This is a genomic window from Schaalia vaccimaxillae DSM 15804, assembly GCF_000420425.1.
Classification (GTDB): Bacteria; Actinomycetota; Actinomycetes; order Actinomycetales; family Actinomycetaceae; genus Pauljensenia; species Pauljensenia vaccimaxillae.
This window is the reverse complement of sequence record NZ_ATUX01000005.1, coordinates 61,674-79,951: the sequence shown is the minus strand read 5'-3', so window position 1 is coordinate 79,951 and position 18,278 is coordinate 61,674. Positions and strand designations below refer to the sequence as shown.

Annotated in this window: 17 protein-coding genes and 1 riboswitch; of the genes, 8 read left to right on the top strand and 9 right to left on the bottom strand. The window is 59.0% G+C overall.

What is annotated here, in order from left to right:
• Positions 1-17: 17 nt before the first annotated feature.
• From G439_RS0100440 to G439_RS0100430, 3 genes are all read left to right on the top strand, one after another.
• The gene (locus G439_RS0100440; protein WP_022867222.1) at positions 18-1,214 is read left to right on the top strand and encodes an alpha/beta hydrolase; all 1,197 of its coding nucleotides are present in this window, start codon (positions 18-20) and stop codon (positions 1,212-1,214) included.
• The gene (locus tag G439_RS0100435) at positions 1,211-1,831 is read left to right on the top strand and encodes a DUF4853 domain-containing protein (RefSeq protein WP_165544506.1); all 621 of its coding nucleotides are present in this window, start codon (positions 1,211-1,213) and stop codon (positions 1,829-1,831) included. The genes G439_RS0100440 and G439_RS0100435 overlap by 4 nt, the downstream gene beginning before the upstream one ends.
• A gap of 119 nt (positions 1,832-1,950) precedes the next feature.
• A complete protein-coding gene (locus G439_RS0100430) occupies positions 1,951-2,340 on the top strand; it encodes a phage holin family protein (RefSeq protein ID WP_022867220.1) in 390 nt (129 codons plus the stop codon).
• A gap of 4 nt (positions 2,341-2,344) precedes the next feature.
• Here the strand turns inward: G439_RS0100430 and G439_RS0100425 are convergent, their stop codons facing one another.
• The 6 genes from G439_RS0100425 to G439_RS0100400 form a co-directional block, all read right to left on the bottom strand.
• The gene (locus G439_RS0100425) at positions 2,345-2,989 is read right to left on the bottom strand and encodes a TenA family protein (protein ID WP_022867219.1); all 645 of its coding nucleotides are present in this window, start codon (positions 2,987-2,989) and stop codon (positions 2,345-2,347) included.
• 1 nt (position 2,990) lies between these two features.
• On the bottom strand, positions 2,991-3,794 hold the full coding sequence (thiD, locus tag G439_RS0100420) for a bifunctional hydroxymethylpyrimidine kinase/phosphomethylpyrimidine kinase (protein WP_022867218.1): 804 nt from the start codon (positions 3,792-3,794) through the stop codon (positions 2,991-2,993).
• Positions 3,791-4,468, bottom strand: coding sequence for a thiamine phosphate synthase (thiE, locus tag G439_RS0100415; RefSeq protein WP_022867217.1), 678 nt, complete (start codon positions 4,466-4,468; stop codon positions 3,791-3,793). Before thiE ends, thiD begins: the two co-directional genes overlap by 4 nt.
• The gene (gene thiM, locus G439_RS0100410) at positions 4,465-5,268 is read right to left on the bottom strand and encodes a hydroxyethylthiazole kinase (protein ID WP_022867216.1); all 804 of its coding nucleotides are present in this window, start codon (positions 5,266-5,268) and stop codon (positions 4,465-4,467) included. Before thiM ends, thiE begins: the two co-directional genes overlap by 4 nt.
• A riboswitch (TPP riboswitch) is annotated at positions 5,258-5,345 on the bottom strand. (Overlaps the previous gene by 11 nt.)
• Before the next feature lie 88 nt (positions 5,346-5,433).
• Positions 5,434-7,104: an alpha/beta hydrolase family protein gene (locus G439_RS12070; RefSeq protein ID WP_022867215.1), complete on the bottom strand. Its 1,671-nt coding sequence runs from the start codon at positions 7,102-7,104 to the stop codon at positions 5,434-5,436.
• A 16-nt stretch (positions 7,105-7,120) separates the two neighbouring features.
• Positions 7,121-7,432, bottom strand: coding sequence for a hypothetical protein (locus tag G439_RS0100400; RefSeq protein ID WP_022867214.1), 312 nt, complete (start codon positions 7,430-7,432; stop codon positions 7,121-7,123).
• 169 nt (positions 7,433-7,601) lie between these two features.
• Between G439_RS0100400 and G439_RS0100395 the strand changes: the two genes are divergently transcribed.
• Positions 7,602-8,402, top strand: a complete 801-nt coding sequence (locus tag G439_RS0100395; RefSeq protein ID WP_022867213.1) for a fructosamine kinase family protein — start codon at positions 7,602-7,604, stop codon at positions 8,400-8,402.
• Positions 8,403-8,406: 4 nt separating this feature from the next.
• Here the strand turns inward: G439_RS0100395 and G439_RS10555 are convergent, their stop codons facing one another.
• Positions 8,407-10,302, bottom strand: a complete 1,896-nt coding sequence (locus tag G439_RS10555) for an acyltransferase family protein (RefSeq protein WP_040434441.1) — start codon at positions 10,300-10,302, stop codon at positions 8,407-8,409.
• 109 nt (positions 10,303-10,411) lie between these two features.
• Between G439_RS10555 and purB the strand changes: the two genes are divergently transcribed.
• The gene (gene purB, locus G439_RS10550) at positions 10,412-11,902 is read left to right on the top strand and encodes an adenylosuccinate lyase (protein ID WP_022867212.1); all 1,491 of its coding nucleotides are present in this window, start codon (positions 10,412-10,414) and stop codon (positions 11,900-11,902) included.
• Between the two features lie 121 nt (positions 11,903-12,023).
• On the opposite strand, the gene G439_RS0100380 is transcribed toward purB, so the two are convergent.
• Positions 12,024-12,632: a hypothetical protein gene (locus G439_RS0100380; RefSeq protein WP_022867211.1), complete on the bottom strand. Its 609-nt coding sequence runs from the start codon at positions 12,630-12,632 to the stop codon at positions 12,024-12,026.
• Positions 12,625-13,752, bottom strand: a complete 1,128-nt coding sequence (locus tag G439_RS10545) for an alpha/beta hydrolase (protein WP_131333448.1) — start codon at positions 13,750-13,752, stop codon at positions 12,625-12,627. The genes G439_RS0100380 and G439_RS10545 overlap by 8 nt, the downstream gene beginning before the upstream one ends.
• Before the next feature lie 979 nt (positions 13,753-14,731).
• Here G439_RS10545 and G439_RS0100370 point away from each other — a divergent pair.
• The 3 genes from G439_RS0100370 (at position 14,732) to G439_RS0100360 (ending at position 18,228) form a co-directional block, all read left to right on the top strand.
• Positions 14,732-15,022: a metal-sensitive transcriptional regulator gene (locus G439_RS0100370; RefSeq protein WP_026459237.1), complete on the top strand. Its 291-nt coding sequence runs from the start codon at positions 14,732-14,734 to the stop codon at positions 15,020-15,022.
• A 133-nt stretch (positions 15,023-15,155) separates the two neighbouring features.
• A complete protein-coding gene (locus G439_RS0100365; protein WP_022867209.1) occupies positions 15,156-15,401 on the top strand; it encodes a heavy-metal-associated domain-containing protein in 246 nt (81 codons plus the stop codon).
• 40 nt (positions 15,402-15,441) lie between these two features.
• Entirely contained in the window at positions 15,442-18,228 is a 2,787-nt protein-coding gene (locus tag G439_RS0100360; RefSeq protein ID WP_022867208.1) for a heavy metal translocating P-type ATPase, read from the top strand.
• Positions 18,229-18,278 lie beyond the last annotated feature (50 nt).

Sequence of the window (18,278 nt, the reverse complement as noted above, 5' to 3'; positions counted from 1 at the left end):
CGCTGCGCCACCATGCTATGGCTGCTGTCAGGGATGCCGTTGAAAAGGCTCGTAGTGTTGATGACACTTTGTTGGCTCGGATGCGTGCTATTGCTTATGGTTCGTATTCATCGTGTGACACGCAGGACTCTTCTTGTTCACGGGGTTTGCCTGTTGTTCCTGATCCAACGTGGTCTATTCAAGAGGTGAGCCTATGGTGGGCTTCGCTTTCGCAGTTGCAGCGTTCCAGGTTGATCTCTTCGCATCCTGATGCGGTGGGTAACTTGGATGGGGTACCTACGTGGGCCAGGGATCGGGCGAATCGTTTGATGTTGGAACGGTTGATTGCCAAGGCACAGCGTGACATTGACGCGATTAAGGCATTGCGGGCAACGGGCAAGCCGTATCCCGTTCATCAGCCGCTTGCTGTGATTGAAAAGCAGCTTGCGGAGCTTGAGGCGGTTAAGAGTTTGCTAGTCGGATCAACTTCGTCGGCACCGTATTCGTTGTTGACGTTGGATCCGAAGGGTGTGCGGTTGAAGGCCGCTGTAGGTATAGGCGATGTGCATACGGCGGAGCATGTGGCGGTGTTGGTTCCGGGAATGGGGACTAATGTGCGTGATTCGCTGGAGTACTACACGGGTGCAGCGCAGAGACTAAGAGTAACCACGCCAGTAGATGTTGATGAGGTTGCTGTTGTGGCATGGCTGGGTTACGAGGCTCCCCAATCGCTCGAAACACCTGACTTCAGCGTCGTCTCTACTGATAAAGCAACCCGCGGCGCTGAGTCCCTGACTCCGTTCTTGGAGGGGATTCATAACTCTCGTATTCATAATGGCTCAACAGATCCTCATCTCACCCTTCTGGGTCACTCGTATGGATCAACAACATCGGCCCGGGCAATGACCCAGATTGTCCCGAAGGTTGTAGATGATTTCGTCATGTTCGGTTCCCCTGGGGGTTCAGCGAATTCTGCTGACGAGTATGGTGTTGTCCCTGGTCATGCCTATGTATCGGGAGTCCCCACTGGTGATCTGGTTCAGGGAATCGGGCCGGATTGGGCATTCGGAACAAACCCGATGAGAATGCCAGACATTACCCACATCACCGGAGATGCAACAGGTTCACCCTCGTATGATCCTCATAGCCGTGGATTTGCGAACCATTCGACCTACTTAGATCCGGGAACGGAGACCTTGAGGCAAATAGCGAAAATCGTTGGAGGTGGGCGGTGACGGTTCGACAAATACTAGTGTTTATCACTGTAGGACTTCTAGCGCTTGGCATTAGTGCCTGTTCGCGCCAAGACCCCTTCGAGCAGATTTTTTGGGACGGTGACATCCCGGTCGAAGAACGCCCCACCATTGAGGAATACCAGCGCACCACAGAACCAGCCATCATCAACTTCATCACAGCCATCGCCCAACACGCAGACAACACCGCACAATACAAAGGCGACAGATACATGCACAGCCTCGACTGCGAAGGCTGGCGCATCGAAGGCCCACGTTTCAAGTTCCGCTACGTAGATCCGAACATCGTCGATGAACTATCCAAGACCTACCTCAAACCAGCAGGCCTGATCACCCCTGTCTACGGAACAACAGACAACCAGTCGTCCTACATGGTCTGGTACGCAACCGAATCAAGCGGCGACGTCTCAGCAGACTTCATCAAAGACCAAAACATACTCTTTGTCAGATACTCCTCTGGTTGTCGGCCTACTGACGGGTCCACCACCCAACCCGACCAATTCATCCCAGGCCGCAACATCATCACCGAACTCGAAAACCGAGGCATCACACTCAACAACCCCCAGCCCACCCAATCAGGCCAGTCAGGCCAACAGTGAAAACACGCAGACTAATGGCGCAGGTCCCCACGCAGGCATCACCGGTGGTGTGACAGTTCAAACCCCAAGCCCTGAGGTCTGGGCAGGCGATTCCAAGCATCAGAGACGACAATGACGGTATGGACTTCATTGCACGACTCGTCGCCACGATGTCGGGACTGTGGGTAGCCGCACTACTCGTCCCCTCAATCTCAATTCCTGAGGGCACCGATATAGGCACCACCATCTTGACCCTGGCAATCATCGCCCTGATCTTCACAGTGGTGAACTCGCTGATCAAACCGATCGTCAAGACGCTAACTTTTACCCTGTACATCCTGACCTTCGGGCTGTTCGCAATCGTGACCAACGCGCTGATGTTCATGCTCACCGGTTGGTTCTCAGTCCAACTCGGCTTCCCTTTCCAGACCGGCGGCTTCTGGTCTTGCATTTTGGGCGGCCTCATCACTGCTGTCATCGCGGCTCTTGTTTCAGCAGCCATCGCTCCCAAGAAACGTCAGAACAGCTGAACCGTCAGACGGGCCACGTTTCCTTTCGCCACGCTGCGTCCCAGAACATCCACTCATAGCGTGACGCCTGCTCAAAGGCTTGAGCCATGCGCTCACGCAGCTGAGGCCTGCCCTCGTCAGCTAGACGGTCGATGATGGAACACACACGCTGAGTCTGCTCAGCGAACACCGGATCCGCGTAGGTGCCAATCCAGTCCCCATATTCATGTCCATCCAAGTCACCTGCTGCCTCCAAAAGCGCGTCACCCACATCCTGGTAAATCCAGAAGCACGGCAAAATCGCCGCGGCCGCCACCGCATAGTCGCTAGTTTGTGACGCCAGTAGATAGCTCGTGTACGCCAAGCAAGCAGGAGACGGAGTCGCCGCTTCCATGACGTCAATGTGGGAAGCGTGCAACTGCCTTTCAACAAGGATTGAGTTCTTCGCACAATCCGCCCAAAACACCATGTCATCCGGATCGTCCGTCATCAAAGCCAGTCCGGCCAAAGCTCGCCCATACACCCCCAGGTAGAGAGCATCTTGGACCATGTAGTAGTCGAACTTGTCTCGCTCCAAGGTGCCATCGCCCAAACCTTTAACGAAGGGCAAGTCATCAATAGCGTTGCGAATGGGCGCAATTCTGGCCCAGAGTTCTTCGCTGAAAGTCATGTCAGGCCTCCTTTTGCCACAGTGCGTGAAAATGATGGACAGGCCCATGACCGCGCCCAACGTGGAGGGTGTCGGCATGGGCAATAGCCTCAGTCAAGAAGGCTTTCGCTCCCCGCACAGCCTCTAACCATGAGGACGATTGGGGCCGAAGCGCCGCAATCGCTGACGACAAGGAACACCCCGTACCGTGCGTGTTTTCCGTGTCAATGCGCCTGCCGGTCAACAGCACCGGCCCATCGTCGTCAATGTAAACGTCAGTCGCATCAGCATCCAGGTGTCCGCCTTTGACGAGGGCACGCCGCACCCCCTGTGCGTGCAGTGCCTGCGCCTGGGCAACCAGCTCGTCAACGCAAGTCGCGGGGTCGCAGCCAAGCAGAGCCGCAGCTTCGGGCAGGTTGGGAGTAATGATGTCAGCCTGGGTACATAACTGCATCACTGCGGCGATCGCGTCCTCGTCCAGGAGCCTGTCGCCTGACGTAGCGATCATGACGGGATCAAGCACCGTGTTGGATAGCTTGGGCAAATACTCGCCGACGAGGTCGGCCAGTTCGCTGGTGGCCAGCATGCCAATCTTCGTCGCATCCGGGGTGATATCTGCCAGCAGCGTATCGAGTTGGAGGCGCACAAAGTCGACGGGAACCGCGTGAACCCCTGCCACACCCCGCGTGGACTGAGCAGTCAGAGCGGTGATGACGCTCATCGCATACGCTCCGTTGGCACTCATGGCTTTCATGTCAGCTTGGATTCCGGCACCACCGCTGGGGTCAGAACCGGCAATGGTCAGTGTTTTTACGGCTCCTGTCATTGACGGGCTTCCTTCCATGCGGCAACAACTTCGGCGCAAGCAGCCCCCGGGTCGGGCGCGCAGCAGATCGCGGACACAATGGCAGAGCCATCGACCCCGGCCTGCACCAGAGCACCCGTATCAGCCACGGTGACCCCGCCTATCGCGCACGACGGCATGTTGACCAGGTCAGCAAGTTCGGCGCAACCCTCATACCCGAGCACATCCGGGGTGTCTGTTTTTGTCGAGGTCGAGCGCAGTACCGACAACCCAACATGGTCGGCGGAGCCTTCCTCGGCAGCAATGCGGGCTTCCTCGGCAGTGCCCACGGACAGCCCAAGGTATGCGTCGTCGCCAATGAGTCGGCGCACCACGCTAGCCGGCAGGTCAGCCTGCCCAACGTGGACTCCTGCAACCTTGGCTCCCAAAGCGCGAGCAGCCAAGAACACATCGACACGGTCATTGACGATGATGGGAACCTGGTGTCCGACAGCTTCGGCCACTTCCAGGACATCTTCTAAGAAAGGCCCGCCATTAGCGTCCTTGGCGCGCAATTGCACACAGGTGACTCCGCCCTCGACGGCAGCTTTCACCGTGTCTAAAACGCTGCGCCCCACGCTGGCACACAGGGCCTCGTCGGTGACCAGATAGCAAGTCAGATCAGGGGCTGGCCTAGTGGATGTTCCAACGCTCATGACAAGGGAATCCGATCCAGGTCTGCACCGCTCACCGTGTAGAGCGCATCCAGGAAACGCGCAGCAAAAGAACCCGGACCAGCGGCGCCCTCGACAGCAATTTCTGCGGCAGCAGAGTAGACGGTGTGACAGGCAGCCACCGATTCGAAGTCGCTCACACCGACGCTGCGTCCCGCCGCAATGAATGCGGCAATCATGGCGCCCAAAGTGCACCCGCCGCCGGTAACTCGGGTCAACATTTCAGACCCACCACCCACTCGGATGATTCCCTCGGTCGAGATAATCGCATCGGTCGCCCCGGAAATGGCCACGACCGAACCGAAGCGCTCAGCGATAGATCGAGCAGCCTCAAGAGCAGAGTCGACCTCGTCTGCGGACTCAACCCCACGCCCGCCCCCGCCCTCACCCGCGAGGGCAATGATTTCGGAGGCGTTACCGCGCACGGCTGCGGGCCTCATGTCTGCCAACACGTTCGCCAAAGCGGTGCGGTGGGTCAGTGCTCCAATAGCGACCGGATCAAGAACCCACGGAGTACCCGCTTCTGTGGCAGCTTGGGCGGCTTCGACCGCGGCCTCACGCTGCTCAGGATTGGGAGTTCCCAAGTTGATCAGAAGGCCCGAGGCAACAGTGGCAAAGGGGCCGGCCTCGCCCACAATGTCAACCATTGCGGGGGCTGCACCCACTGCCAGCAGAGCGTTAGCGGTGAAGTTTTGGACCACGGTATTCGTAATGCACGAAACCAGTGGAGTAGAGCCGCGAACGGCGTCGAGTACGGTTGCAGCGGTCGCGTGATTGAGCATGCGACATCCCTTCGTCAGTCTTAACTGGACAGGTTCAACGGGTGTGTTCTCAGCCGGTGGCACCCCGTGTCACGTCCGTCACGGTAGCACCGCTGCGCCACCAACGCGACCTCGTGACCACCACCTCGCCCTCAAAGGTCTTGAGAGCACACGCCGATTAGGCACTTATCCCGACTCAGTCACCCGATGCGTGTCGAAGATATGCGCCGTGGTGGTCGTTGATTCGTTTAATCCCAACATAAAGCTGCGGCTGCGCTGCCAGGCGTGAACCTCATCAAGACCGGCACCGGCGTCTTCGTCCCCTTCGATTTGGGACATGAGAGAGAGGTACACATCCAGGCTGTGGGCCGACGGAACCGACGACCTGCCGTCCGCCAACCCGTCACCGTCAAAAGACACGGTGGTGATACCGGGGACTGTCTGGTTGGCCGCACCATCCAACGCCGGAACAATGTCGCGAGTATTCTCCAAAGACAACACTTTGACTCCTGGGCTGGGGGTAAATCCTGCTGTCGGAGACGCAGCCGTCAATACCGAGGCCACCGAATAGTGGTCGTTAACTGCCTCATCTGCGGCCAGCTGAGCGGCGATGATGCCCCCTTGAGAATGGCCAACAAACTCCACAGGCTCGCCTTTTTCGATCCCTGCAAGTCTCATCGCTTCTAACACCGCAGCTGACTGATCTGAAGGCTGACGGGCCACTGCTTGAAGGTTCGTCGCCAAGTCTTGGACGTTCGACGATCCCGGCGCCCACACCTGAGTTCCCCGAATAACCACGCTCCACGACTTCGTGGACGTCCCATCGACTGCCGGAGTCGAATGCTCAAGAATCCGAATCTGGCCATTACTTTCATCTCCACCAACCTTGGCGATTTCACCAAGGAGTTGTGACGGCTGCGTTGGTGTTGGGGACGAGGTTGGTGCCTGGGCAGGCGCAAGTCGTCCACGGGCACGCCTCTGAGCCGTCTGGCTGACGTGTGCTGCTGGAACCCCTGACCTGGACGAAAATACCCCAAGGGTCGAAACAAAGGTGAGCAGGCCGAACGGGTCTGCGCCTAAAACAATGCCCTGAGGACGTTCTTTCCCTGTACTCGCCAGGAACGATAGTTTCCTCGAGGGCGAGGACGAATCTCTGTGGGAAACATAGACACCTAGCGTCCTGCCGGACCGTAACTGCCCAAATCCACCAATCCATCCTGCCGCGAGCGCCGCAGCTACCGCAGCGTCGCTACTCTCTTCTAAGCCCGATAAATCAGGCGTGAGGGCTGCGCCGTCAACGACACGCTTAGATAAAGCATTGATGTTGTATTGGGCTCGCAGGCCCACATACCCGTCCCCCGTGCCTTTCACGAATTCTTCGATGTCTTTGAGGATGAATGCGACTAGTGAAATCCCTGCGATTCCAGGGTGGATCAGAATGTTCGTGAGCCAGCTGGGTTTCAGGTTGAACGCAGTCATAGCGGATTGCGCGTCGTAGACGGTGCCCCAGCCCGTGTTCCACGGGTGGGATCCTTCGTCGGTGACGGCACGCCAGACTTGCTCAAAGTGGGCGGCGTCGTGTTCGGCACTGGCATAGACGACGGCACTGTAGGCCGTCTTGTCGGCAAGCTGAGCCAGCTGGGCGCGCACCGCCGCAAGGTCTGTGCGGGCAGCGCTGATCGTCAACGAAAGCCTGGCTGTGTCTTGATACGGGCTACCCCAGATTGCGTTGCATTGCTCGTAGGCTGCATCGAGTTCGGCGAGGCAGCGCATCAACGGACCAAGTTGTTGACGCAGCGCCAACGTTTCTTGCACCAAGGCATCGGTATCGACTTGAGTCGTTGAACTTGAGACCACGACTCTGGGAGATGGTCTATCCAAGGTCGGCCAGCCCCGTTAATTCGAGGATCTGTGATGTTTCCCAGAATGGGTTGTTCATGCGCGCCGCCTCTACGGCGTCAGCTTGAACATTGGCCAGGGCCCGCGCGTAAACCATCTGTCCTTGTGCTTCCTGTAGGGCATCACACACGCGCCGCAATTCAGCTCGGGCGCCATCACCAGCTCCACCGTGCCAATGAGGGAAGTTCGTTGATGCAAGCTCATCGCTCACAGAACTGGCAAGAACCATTGCGTTGGCAAGCTCAACGCGACCATTACAGATGGCATGAGAATTTGGCTCGTACACCTTACTTTCCTTCCGGTTGCGAACAATTGGCGCTTTCGACGTTAAATACCCATGAGCACGCAGTGAAGATCAAGCAAGAAAGCTGGGGATAGAACAGGCCAGGCGCCACTGTGGATACGGCCGCCGCGAGCGAGTATTTTTCTTTCATCTGGCGAAGAGGAGGCAGCCTGTGGAAACCTTCCGCAAGACCGATCCGCGTCCCCTACGTATCAATTACGAGGTAGCGGGACTCACGTGGCTGGCGGATGCTGGCAGCGACGGCGCCGCTATCGTGCCCGTCCTCGACCATGGCAGAACCTGGCTGGAAGAACCACGCCTAGAACGCACCAATCCAAGCGCGCAGACGGCGCAGGATTTTGGCCGAGCATTAGCCCACACCCACGCTGCGGGAGCCTCCCACCTTGGAGCGCCACCAGCAGGACACCACGGCGACGGCTGGATAGGGCAAGCTCCGCTAACTCTTCCCACACAGCCCCGCGGAACGTCGGAACCGTCCTCGTGGGGAGCTTTCTACGCCAGCGAACGCATCCTGCCATATGTCAACTGTCCGGCTTTTTCCACATCAGACCGTGCTTTGATCCGCGATTTTTGCGAGCGACTGGCCTCAGGTGACTTCGACCATCCACAGCCCGCCCTCGTCCGCGCCCACATCAACGAGGGTGAGGTCGGAGCCGCACGAACCCACGGCGACCTGTGGAGCGGCAACGTCATGTGGACCCCGAAAGGAGTGGTCCTCATTGACCCAGCTGCTCAGGGCGGACACGCTGAAGAAGACCTGGCGGCACTTGCAGTGTTCGGATGCCCCATGCTTGAGCAGATCCTCGCCGCCTACAACGAAGAGTCTCCCCTAGCCGACGGCTGGCGGGAACGCGTTACTTTACACCAACTCCACATCATGATGATCCACGCGTACCTATTCGGGCGCTCCTACGCCGGCGACGTGCTACAGATCGTGCGCAGGTATTCGTAAGCCGTCAGCTCACCGAAGCGACGTTCAAAGCTTGCGTCAACGCCGCCACATAAACGGCAACACCCTGTTCATCCGCCGGGTGAACGGCATCGCCGGCCAAAAGGTCCTGATGTTGGCTGATGCGCTCCCCCCAGTCAGCAACAAACACATTGTCGAAGGTCTTCGCCGCATTCCTAATGGCATCATTAGCAGGCGGAATCCACGTTGTGCGAGCCGGACCAAAACCCGTCACCAAAATCAGCCGCCGATCCGGGCCCACCTGATCAACCAAAGCCTGGATTTGCTCCGCCGTGACAAGAGTGTTCGTTGCCAACGACACCACCACGTAGGGACGCAAGGAAGCCGAGTCGATCAAACTCTGGATGATCGTAGGCGCGTCCTCGATTGAACGGGAAACCTCGCCATCAGTGTAGATTCCGGGGTAGGCCTCCTCGAGGCCAGCCATCGCCGCAACCGTAATGGAGTCACCAATCACCGTCACGTCAGTACCCGCAACCATCGGCGTCGTCGTTGCCGCAGCAGATTGGGCAGCCTGCTCACGGGCGGCTGCCTCGGCCGCTGACTGTGCAGCCTGGGCTTCAGCTTGGATCCTGGCCTTTTCTCGACCGGCTTCAACGGCGAGGGCGGCGCTGGACTTCGGAGGCGAAACCGCCATCGCCCATCCTGAAAAGAACAGGACAATCGTGGTGACAACGCCGACGGCTGCTCTGCCATAGACCTTTAGATCAAGGAAATGATGCCAAAGATGACGGCACCATTCCTTCCAGCCCTGCAGACGAATCGGTGTCTCAATGAATCGGAAAGACAGAGCCGCCATACCAATGGAAGCCAGGACAACCAGGGCCGCAACAGCCCACACATTCAGCATGGGAGCCGCATAGAAAGTCAACACCCACAGCGGCCAATGCCACAGGTAGATGCCGTAGGAGCGCTCACCCAACCACGTCAAAGGCTTCAAATCGAGAATCTTGGCGAGGACCCGTGCGGGCCCCTGGACGGACACATCAGGGATCAGTGAGCGAACAACCAGCCCCGAACCTAGGGACACCGCAATCATGCCCCACGGGTACATGAACTTTTCGGGGAGCAACACCATGGTCGCCAAATCAATCGCAAGGCCAATAATTCCGGCGATTGCCCAGCGGTCGGCATTGCTATCACGCCGGTCTTTGGTGGTCATCGCATCAGGAACATAAAAGGCGATACCCGCCCCAATCATCAGGCCCCACAGGTGGGAATCCGTACCCATATAGGCGCGCGATAAGTCATCACCCATCGTGAGCAGATGAATCGCAACCGAACCAGCGCCCAGGACCGCCGCCGAAACGATGCGGTACCTCGGTGGAAAAGCCAAAAGCCCCCACACGATTAGAGGCCACACCACATAGAACTGCTGCTCGACCGCCAGCGACCACATATTCGTCAACAACAGCGGCGAAGCGTGTTCAAAATAGGAGGAGCCGTGAACGATCTCTACCCAGTTGTATGTTGCTGTCAACGCTCCTGCGACTTGACGAGGAAGCGCCACCAGTGCGTCGCCTCCAACGATCAGCGCCATCGCCGTGGCAGCCAGGCAGGTGACCACTACAGCGGGCACGAGTCTGCGCAGACGCCTCACCCAGAACTTCTTGAGATTGATCCGCCCCGTTGAGGCTTTCTCATCAAGCAGCAGGGACGTAATGAGGAAACCCGACAAGACGAAGAACATGTCGACACCACCGAAGCCTGACGCAATAACATCGGGCAGCAAATGGTATGCGAGAACGAACAAGGTGGCGATGGCACGAAGCCCATCCAACCCTGGAATTCGGGTTTTTCCAGAAAACGGGTGCGTCGGTGCCAAGGTCCCGGTCGACAAAGCGAACGGGGACGGTTTGGCGGGTTTCCTACTCGACGTCACCCGGCCATCGTAGTGACTCCCATGGGCAAATCACGGCCTCGCCCAAGTGTGACGTGTGACAGCCGCCTCCGGGGCTCACAGGCGCGCCCTCGTCTGGAATGATGGAACCATGAGCGCTGACTGGTCTTCCTTGTTCTCTCCCGCCAACGGCTACACCGACCTCGCAGGTGGTGGAGAGCCCCTCTCGCCCCTCGACGGCAGGTACCGCGGCGCCGTCGAACCCCTGGCAAATCACCTGTCAGAAGCGGGACTGAACCGGGCGCGGGTCCACGTCGAAATCGAATGGCTCATCCATCTGCTCGACCACAAGGTCTTGCCCGGTGCGCCAGAACTCACCGATGCTGAACGCGACTACCTGCGAGCTTTGCCCATCAACTTCGGCGCAGACCAAATCAAGCGCCTGAGTGAGCACGAGTCCGTCACTCGCCACGACGTCAAGGCGGTCGAATACCTCATCGGAGAACACCTCGATGCCGCGGCCGCCGAGCTCGGTGAGGACACCTGCCTGCCGGGTCTGCGCGAGGTTGTGCACATCTTCTGCACTTCCGAGGACATCAATAACCTTGCGTATGCGCTGACCATTCAGGCAGCCGTTGAGCAGGTGTGGCTGCCGGCAGCTCGTGGACTACACGAACGCCTGGTGCGTTTCTCCCAGGTTGGAGCCGACGCACCGATGCTCGCGCATACCCACGGCCAACCTGCCACGCCCGTCACCATGGGCAAGGAGATGGCAGTCTTCGCACACCGTCTGCAGCGCCAGTTACGCCGCGTTGAAGCGACCGAATACCTGGGCAAAATCAATGGAGCCACCGGCACTTGGGCTGCCCACGTCGTATCTGTTCCCGAAGCTAACTGGCCAGCGATCTCGCGTGAGTTCGTTGAAGGCCTGGGCCTGACATGGAACCCCGTGACCACGCAGATTGAGTCCCACGACTGGCAGGCCGAGCTCTATTCAGACATCGCTCGCGCCGGGCGCATTGCTCACAATCTAGCCACCGATTGCTGGACGTACATCTCCATGGGGTACTTCCACCAGAATCTTGCTGCGCAGGGTTCGACTGGATCGTCCACCATGCCGCACAAGGTCAACCCCATTCGTTTTGAGAATGCCGAGGCCAACCTTGAGGTGTCAGCAGCACTGCTGGATTCTTTGGGGTCGACGTTGATTACGTCCCGCATGCAGCGTGATCTGACAGATTCGACGACTCAGCGCAATGTTGGTGTGGCGCTGGGGCACGCGGTCTTGGCTTACGACAACCTTGTGCGAGGTTTGGACGGGGTCGAAATTGACGCGGATCGTATGGCTGCTGACTTGGACGCGAACTGGGCGGTGTTGGGTGAGGCTGTCCAGCAGGCGATGCGGGCGGCGGCTATCGCAGGAGCGACAGGGATGGCCAACCCGTATGAGCGTCTCAAGGAATTGACTCGCGGGCATGAGGTTGGGGCCGAGCAAATGCGCGACTTCATCTCATCACTGGGGCTGCCGACCCAAGTTGAGGAGCGGTTGCTCGAGCTGACCCCGGCCTCGTACTTCGGTTTGGCTCCCCAGATCGCACGCTGGGTGGGCGGTGACGGCACCACCCCCACTGACGCCGCCTAATCGACGAGCACCCCGCTGCTCCCCGCCTCCTCCCCGCCGAGAGCAGACCTTATGGTCGTTTTTAGCCAATTTTTCGCCGATTTTCGACCACAAAGTCTGCTCTCGGCGAAGAAAGAGGAAATCAGGGACGCCAGGAACGGTCCGAGGCAGGCGCACCAAAGCGAGCGTAAAGATCCGCCGGGCGCGCAATCTCGTCATCGAAGCCCAATACCGTCATATCCGCGACTTCCCGCGCCTCATCTTCAAGCGCTGGGCCGTTCTGGTTCTGTGCTAACAGGACCCTCGCGCGCACCGCAACCGGCGCGATCTCGGAGTTATTCCACACCGCTCGACTCACGAGGTCGAGAAGATCGCGTGCCTTATCCGCATCATTGGCTTCATCGGACGGAGCAACAATGACGTCCACGGTCACAAGCGACGGCTTTCCAAAACCTTCCCCGACCTCGACCCTCACCTGACGTGCAGGAGTATCCTCGGCCACACCCTGCTCAACCACCTCCACCACCAATTCGGTGAAGCGATCGGCCCGACCTCCTCGGCGAGCGGGGCGCATTGCACGCAGAGCTACCCCTGCGCCAATCGCAGACAAGCCCAGCGCGCCAATCAACAACGGGCTCGAAATCTGCGGTAAACGCGGAGCCTGGGGCGCAGTGCCTTTATTCACGGGCGGTGCCGCGCGCATCCACCGCCGCACCTCACGCCAGGGACCATTCGGGGAAGCGTCACTCATCGTTGGGTGTCCTCTTCTCAGGATCGTTCTTCGTAGATTTCTGGCGTCTGCTCGCAGCCAAGTCGATTCTAGGCAGTTCCACCTTAGGCAAGTCCAGGGATGAGACCTTCGAAAATGCAATATCTGGCAAGTTGAAAGACGCTCGGTCAAATTCCGGCAGCGTAAATAAAGGGGCCGGAGCATAATCGGACCCGTAGTCAACCGCCTCGTACGAGGTATCGATGTCCAGCTTTAAAAAGGTGTCGAAACGACTCGACTCGGCCGGTTCAACCAACTCCTGCCAGACCTCGTAGAAAGTCACGCGTGTTGGCTCGCCCTCGGTGGGAAGGAAATCTTGGAGCTTGCGAACGGTACGCGCCACCCGCCCGAAAGGCGCCACCGCAACCTTGCGTTCCAGCTGGCGAACGGTTTCGGTGTAGGTGGCCGACGAATGCGCGTAGTAGAGCGGATCTTTACGAGGCCGAACCAGTTTGCGCCCAATGCGCACCCTCTGATCGGGAGCTCGGTCTGGGCTGCCATCCATTGATGGAACGACATCTTGGTCGTGGGCCACAGCCAGCATTGCCACATCCGGTCGCATACGGATCCTTCGTGCAGGTGCGCCTGATCCCAGAACTCCCATCACATTGACCCCCGCCTCGGTTGGATCCATTGAACCCAGCACCACGCCAATGAGCCCGCCTTGGGAGTGGCCGCACACCAACACGGGTTCTTTGGCGAGGGCATCTTCTGCCACTCCATCCAGACGCATAGCTTGATGGAGAGCAGCAACTGCTCCAACGCGGATTCCAGATGCCAGTCCCAGCATCTCGCGAATGTTGGCTTCCATATCGGCCGGATTAGCAGTCGACGTGAAGTCCATGTGGGCCGTACCCGGCAAGGACAGGATCCACCTGCGGCGATCATCTTGGCCGACACGGGTGATCTTGAGCGTTTGTCCCTTGGTCATCGACCAATACATGTCATCGATGTCGGCGCACATGTCACCGAGGGTCTTGGGAGGGTCAGGCCGACGCAGAAGGGCTTTGGGGTGGCCCTTGGGAGGTTTAAGGGTTGGAGGTTCTGCCGCTGAGTCGCGAATCGCCTGGACGTGAACGTCGCCGCCTCGCAGTGCTCCCACTGCTGTTCCCCCATGGTGAGCATGCCAGTCATCAATGCTTCAAATCCTCTGCGAGGCATTCGTTCCAGCATGACTTCGATGCGGGCCGTGCGACTGTTGAGCTGATTGCCTTTGTTGTGGTCGGCTCGATTGCGGAAAGTTTCAATTCGTTGCCTTGTTTTATTCAAGAGACTTTGCGCTTGAAGGTAGGTCCGCCCAATTCGTGCACCAAGCTTGGCAGTCCGAGCCAGCCCACGCACAAATAACGTGTCGAGCCCGGGCTCGTCAAAGAAGATTCGTTGAGATCGTTGCGAAATGTCCCCACCAAGGAATTGGGCTTGTTTCCTGGCTTGTTCACGCAGACTCTCAGGCAAGCGTGTGGCTTCACCGGCAATGCCTACGGCCACGGTGGCAATGAGGGCTGGGACGAGAGGGACGAGTTTGGCACGAGCGTAGGCGGGCGCGTAGCCCTGGGGCACTCTACGCGGCGCGTAGTGTCTGGAGCGAATCCGAGCGCGTCTTTTCTTCTTGGGTTCCAAGCGCTCAGGACGGGAAGGGTTTGCAGAGGTGCTAGTCGAGGCTGATGACCTGGATGATGGCGGAATATCGGACCTATTGGGCTGCGGATCGCGGTGATTGTGCGACACGTTTGCCCTCCCAAGTCCTGTCTCGCTGGGGCACTCCTGCTTGCCTAGTATCTAAGGATGCCACTATTTCCCGGAAGTTTGCTGGGCGAGCGGCGGGAACGCGCTGAAATAGACACAGCCGTGGTCGCTAGTTGAAAAGAGCTGAGGCATTTTCCGCGAAATTCCGCGGTTTTTATGTTTAGCCTTGGACCGCCAACCCAACGACTGTGTCTAATTTTGCGGGTGATCCTGCAGCGGAACCGAATCCGAGGGCCTCGCTGCCACCTGTACGACTTCAAATCTGACTCTGTCGGATTTCCCCGTTGACACCCATACCCCCTAGGGGTATCTTGAATGATGAAAATGAAAGCAGGATGCACATGGCTCACGGTTATTCAGAAGCAACGGATCAATATCTTGCCCGACTGCGCCGTATCGAAGGACAGGTGCGCGGTCTGCAGCGCATGGTGTCCGAAGATGGCTACTGCATCGACATCCTCACCCAGGTGTCGGCCGTTCAATCAGCTCTCGATTCAGTTGCCTTGTGTCTCCTCAAAGACCACATGACACACTGCGTCGTCGATGCAGCCCGCAAGTCAGATGAGGCTGCGGCCGAAAAGATTGACGAGGCAACCAAAGCCATTGCCCGCCTCGTCAAGTCCTGACACTTGCTCACTTCCACCATTTCGCACCCGCCCTCCTCCCCTCTGCCCCCGCGAGGGATGCCCAAAACTCCCGCGAGGGACGCACATCCTCGCCCTCGCGAATCAAAATACACAAACAAACAAGGAGCACACCATGACCATGGAAATCGACCGCACCGTTGAACTCGCCGTGAACGGAATGACCTGCCAACACTGCGTCATGTCCGTCACCGAAGAACTCAGCGAGGTTCCCGGCGTTAAAAACACCGACGTGATCCTCAACTCCGGCGGCACTTCCAAAGTCACCGTCATTACTGACAACGGCGTTGACGACGAAGCACTGACCAACGCCATCTCCGAGGCCGGCTTCGAACTCGTCGGAATCTCCCGAGACTTCTAATTCCTCTCCAACTCCACCCCCAACCTCGTTAGAGGCCAGCATGTCCTCCCCCATATCCCATTCGACAAAACCCGCTACACACAACCAGCCCCCCGCCACCAGTACCCACGGCCCAGCCACTGCCGTCGAGCCTGACGCATCAGCACCCCGCATTGGCGAAGGCGCCCGAAAACACGCCGAAGTCCTCAAGCGCCACATCATTGTGACAGCCCCGTTGGCGGCTATCACCATGGTGCTCTCGATGGTTCCGGCGTGGCAGTTCATCGGGTGGCAGTGGATGGTCGCCGCGTTGTCCATCCCGGTGACAACGTGGGGCGCGTGGCCCTTCCACAAGGCTGCCCTGCAGGCGGGCCGCCACGGCTCGACAACAATGGACACCTTGGTCTCCCTTGGCGTCACCGCGTCGGCCCTGTGGAGTTGGTGGGCGTTGGCTTTCGGGGGCGCCGGCCAGCTGGGCATGACAATGCACATGTCCCTACTCCCGCGTGCCGCCGTCCACGGGCATCACGCGGAAATCTATTTCGAGGGCGCCTGCATGATCGTCGTTTTCCTACTCATCGGCAGGTGGATGGAGGCCCGCGTTAAGTACCGCGCCGGCGATGCTTTACGTTCGCTTCTCGAATTGGGAGCAAAAGAAGCAACTTTGGTGGTGGCAGACCCGGTAACGGGTGAACGTCAGGAAAAGCGGGTTGCGGCCTCGTCGTTGAAAGTTGGCGACCTGTTTGTGGTGCGCCCAGGCGAAAAGGTCGCCACCGACGGGCGCATTGAGGAAGGCAATTCCGCCCTCGATACGTCTCTTCTGACCGGTGAGTCTGTACCCGTTGATGTCGCGGCGGGCGATGAGGTCACTGGAGCAACCGTGAATACGTGGGGTGCCTTGACAGTTCGTGCGACCCGCGTGGGGTCTGAGACGACTTTGGCTCAAATTGGCCGGATGGTCACGGAGGCGCAGGCCGGGAAAGCTCCGGTCCAGCGTTTGGCGGACCGTATTTCTGCGGTGTTTGTGCCGGTTGTCATTGTCGTGGCGATCCTGACTTTGGTGGGGTGGCTGGTTACGGGCGGCTCGGTGCAGGCTGCGTTTACGGCTGCGGTGGCCGTTTTGGTGGTGGCGTGCCCGTGTGCTTTGGGTTTGGCGACGCCCACGGCTTTGTTGGTGGGGTCGGGTCGGGCTTCGCAGTTGGGCATTGTCATTAAGTCCGCTGAGATTTTGGAGCAGACTCGGACAATCGACACGATGGTTCTGGATAAGACCGGCACTGTGACGACGGGCAAAATGTCGCTGGAGTCGGTGATCGTCCCGTCTTCCCTCGCGAGGGACGCCCAAAAGTTTGCCGAGGGACGCCCATCTTTCTCTCGAGGGACGCCCATTGACGAGGACGACGCCCTCGCACTAGCCGCAGCAGTCGAGGCGGCATCAGAACATCCGGTTGCTCGCGCAATTTTCGCCGGTGCTCAAGCCAGGTCCGTGTTGTTGCCGCCCGTTGAGAGTTTTACGAATCATGCGAGCTTGGGTGTTTCCGGGCTGGTTGCGGGCGAGGACGGCGGAACTGACCTTGTCTTGGTAGGCCGAGCATCGTGGTTGTCTGAATTGGGAGTCCAGATTCCTGTAGCTTCTTTGGAGGCCGCGTCGGCGGCTGAACAGACGGGCGCATCAGCAGTTATCGCTGCAGTGGTGCCGAATTGGGACGTTGATGCTGGCTCGTCCTCGTCCGCGTCCGAAGATGCGGGAGGCACGACGCACGGTGACACGACGCAGAGCGCGTCCTCGCATGACACGCCCGAACTCGCGAGGGACGCCCAAAACTCTGGCGAGGGACGCCCAAATGGCGATGGTGGGACAGCGGCCAGTGACCTCGCGCACCCACTTGCGGTCATCTCGATGGATGTTCAAGGCATGACCTGCGCGTCTTGCGTGGGGCGCGTGGAGCGCAAGCTTCGCAAACTTCCTGGCGTAACGGCGGCAGCCAATCTTGCAACGGAGTCGGCGACGATCACGTTGACGCAGCCCCACACGGATGAGGAATTGGAGCAGGTTGTCCGCAACGCGGGGTATGAGGGGACGGTTGTGGATCGCCGCACTCCTGAAGCTGTCGTCTCCGCAGACTCAGATGCTCTTGTGGTCGAAGATGGGCGTCCCTCGGGGGAAAGATGGGCGTCCCTCGGCAAACTTTTGGGCGTCCCTCGCGGAACTTTTGGGCGTCCCTCGCCAGCGTTTTGGGCGTCCCTCGCGGACGTTGCTACGGCGGAGGTTACTATCGCGAAGGTTGTAGCGGTACTGGTTGTCCGCGACACCGTCAAAGACTCTTCCAAACCAGCAATCGAGCAGCTACGAAACCTCGGTATCGAACCCGTCCTTCTCACCGGGGACAACGAGGACGCCGCCCGCCACGTCGCCAACCAAGTCGGCATCGACCGCGTCATCGCACAGGTCATGCCCTCGGACAAACGCGACGTCATCAAGTCTTTACAAGATGAGGGCCGCACCGTCGCCATGGTCGGCGATGGTGTCAATGACGCAGCAGCACTAGCTCAAGCCAGCACCAACGGACTGGGCATAGCCATGGGCTCAGGCACGGACATTGCGATTGAAGTTTCTGATATCACGCTGGTGAACTCCGAGCTCACCACCGCAGCTACTGCAATCCGAGTGTCACGGCGAACCCTGCGCGTCATCAAGCAGAACCTCTTCTGGGCGTTCTTCTACAACGTCATCATGGTGCCACTAGCCATCACTGGCTTGCTCAACCCGATGCTGTCGGCTCTGGCGATGGCGTGCTCGTCGGTGTTCGTCGTGACGAATTCGCTGCGTCTCCGCGGGGCAAAGTAAGGGCGATGTACTAGGAGCCGGACCACCGACGAGGGCAACACCGCGTCAAC